The organism is Paenibacillus zanthoxyli JH29 (genome assembly GCF_000520715.1).
Taxonomy (GTDB): domain Bacteria; phylum Bacillota; class Bacilli; order Paenibacillales; family Paenibacillaceae; genus Paenibacillus_AQ; species Paenibacillus_AQ zanthoxyli.
Genome location: NZ_ASSD01000282.1, coordinates 1 through 1,889, shown reverse-complemented (window position 1 = coordinate 1,889; position 1,889 = coordinate 1). Strand labels below are relative to the sequence as shown.

General features: G+C 47.6%; 3 protein-coding genes. 1 reads left to right on the top strand and 2 read right to left on the bottom strand.

The window, feature by feature from the left end:
* Positions 1 to 324: 324 nt before the first annotated feature.
* Complete coding sequence (locus L691_RS0110245; RefSeq protein ID WP_025690383.1) at positions 325 to 984, bottom strand: hypothetical protein; 660 nt, start codon at positions 982 to 984, stop codon at positions 325 to 327.
* A 161-nt stretch (positions 985 to 1,145) separates the two neighbouring features.
* On the opposite strand from L691_RS0110245, the gene L691_RS0110240 reads away from it, so the two are divergent.
* Positions 1,146 to 1,385 (top strand): hypothetical protein, encoded by a 240-nt coding sequence (locus L691_RS0110240; protein ID WP_025690382.1) that lies wholly within the window; start codon positions 1,146 to 1,148, stop codon positions 1,383 to 1,385.
* An 85-nt stretch (positions 1,386 to 1,470) separates the two neighbouring features.
* Here L691_RS0110240 and L691_RS33935 read toward each other — a convergent pair whose 3' ends face one another.
* A complete protein-coding gene (locus L691_RS33935; RefSeq protein WP_269634840.1) occupies positions 1,471 to 1,605 on the bottom strand; it encodes a hypothetical protein in 135 nt (44 codons plus the stop codon).
* Positions 1,606 to 1,889: the final 284 nt, after the last annotated feature.

Below are 1,889 nucleotides of genomic sequence, written 5' to 3'. Positions count from 1 at the left end.
CAGCCGGCAAGCAGCGAGACGGCAAGGCCGAACGCCTGCAGCAGCGCCGTCAGTCTTGTTATTCTGCTCATCACTTATGAATCTCTCCTTTCTCCCAGAAGGGTCCTGCCCTTTCTACCCTGAACCGCTTCGAAGCTAATGCCCCGCCCAGCGGGATTATTAAAATATATGCGGATGCCTAGGGTTTGGTTAAAGAGGGCAGGCGAACCTTTTTTATAAGGAGAAGTGGGGTTTGGCGAACGGAAAGAAGCTCATTCCGAGGAGAACGTGGTACGAAGGAAGAGGGAGACCTAAATTACCGTCACGCTGAAGAGGTTGGTCATTCTACGGAGTAAGCGGCTTTAAGTGCAGCAGCCACTCAAGAAACGCAGCGCAGAATTGCTTCTTGCCGACGGGCGTCGCCGACAGCCAATCCTCATCTCCGCAGCTCATGCGCAGCAGCCATCCGCAGGAATGGTCAGCTAAAAAGGAGGCGTATTGAAAGGACCAGCCCCGGCCGCTTCTGGAGCAAATGCGCAGTTCTCCTGCCGTGTGCCGGCATTTTACGCCTTTGGCGAATCTGGCAGACAGCCGGGAGTCTCCCGTAGCAAGTTCAATATACCATTGCAGTTCTTGCAAGGAGCAGGAGTCCGAAATTCTCAAGATTTCATCATATTCATCTCTCGACATCAGAAGCGCGGGGCTCTCTCCGCTGATTTGTTCGGGGAGTGAGATGCCTTCTAGAAGAAAGGCGCACATCCCCTTCTTACCTTCACAATCCTTCAGATCATAACTGAATGACTTCCAGGTCTCCTGGCATATTGCGACTATTTTATCCATATGTACATATACGAACAGATCATTCTCTGTGTCACCGCTTGTATAATGCAGACGGCAGATCCGATCCGTATCTTCCGGCAGCTCCAGCAGTTCTTGTTCCAGATGCTGCTCCAAGTCTTCCGGCATCAGAAAGCGGGATAATTGCTTCGACTCATCAACGTTCACTGTAATCGTTTCCTTCCGGTTTCCGGATTTGGGGGTTAAACCTCTCGTTTCCGGGTGAATATCTAGCAATCTTTATGTTATCATAAGCTAATTTTAAGGTAAAATTAAGAAATCAAGGGTAATATTCATATTATGAAATAACTGTAACGAGGTGATTTCTAATGAAAATGATGATTACATTCCAAAACAAGCCCGTACCCGTATATTTTACTACGGAAAATAAGCAACCGACTCAAAAAGTGCTAAGAATCCTGACAAGCACGCTGGAGCTCAAAATCAATAAAGGCAAAAACGCCCTCAAAAAATGTCTAAACTCTTTGATTAGCATTGAAATTAAAGGCTCTGAGGCCATTTTGCACAGTTTCAGCGAGAACGATACTCTGGCACTGTCTCTCTACTAATGCTGGCGGAGGGCACTCCTTTCGCATCAGCAAAAGAGCATCTCCCGAGAGGAAGATGCTTTTTATTTTGGGTTTTTTAGCTGAATCATCCGGTCTTCTTGCCGTTGTTCTCCGCCTTTTCCGCCTGTTGAATTCGAAGCTGAAACAGCTTGACCAAATTGATTCTCGTCTGCTCGTGACAGTTGTCCAATTTTTTTATGATAAAACGGTCAATGGACATGTCAATCGACTCCTTTTATTTCGCCTTGTATCCCCTATATAACCTGGCTATTTACTTTTTAAACGGACCGTTTCGCGTCTAATAAAATGCGACATATTTTTTTATCCGGCCGTTTATCTCCGTACAGCCCCTAATAGCTAGACCTTAGTCCTCCAACTCCCGCCGCCAGCCGTATTTCCGGGAGCGTGAGGACGCCGCCTTCTGTCCGGTGCCCGGTCCGCCTTTCCGTTTGGATTTGGCCTCCTTGGCGGTTTGATATACAAGCTCCCGCTGGGTTTTATGGT

What these genes read in the sequence shown, in the direction of transcription:
- L691_RS33935 (WP_269634840.1), bottom strand. Translation starts at nt 1,605, where the DNA reads ATGTCCATTGACCGTTTTATCATAAAAAAATTGGACAACTGTCACGAG.
- L691_RS0110240 (WP_025690382.1), top strand. Translation starts at nt 1,146, where the DNA reads ATGAAAATGATGATTACATTCCAAAACAAGCCCGTACCCGTATATTTT.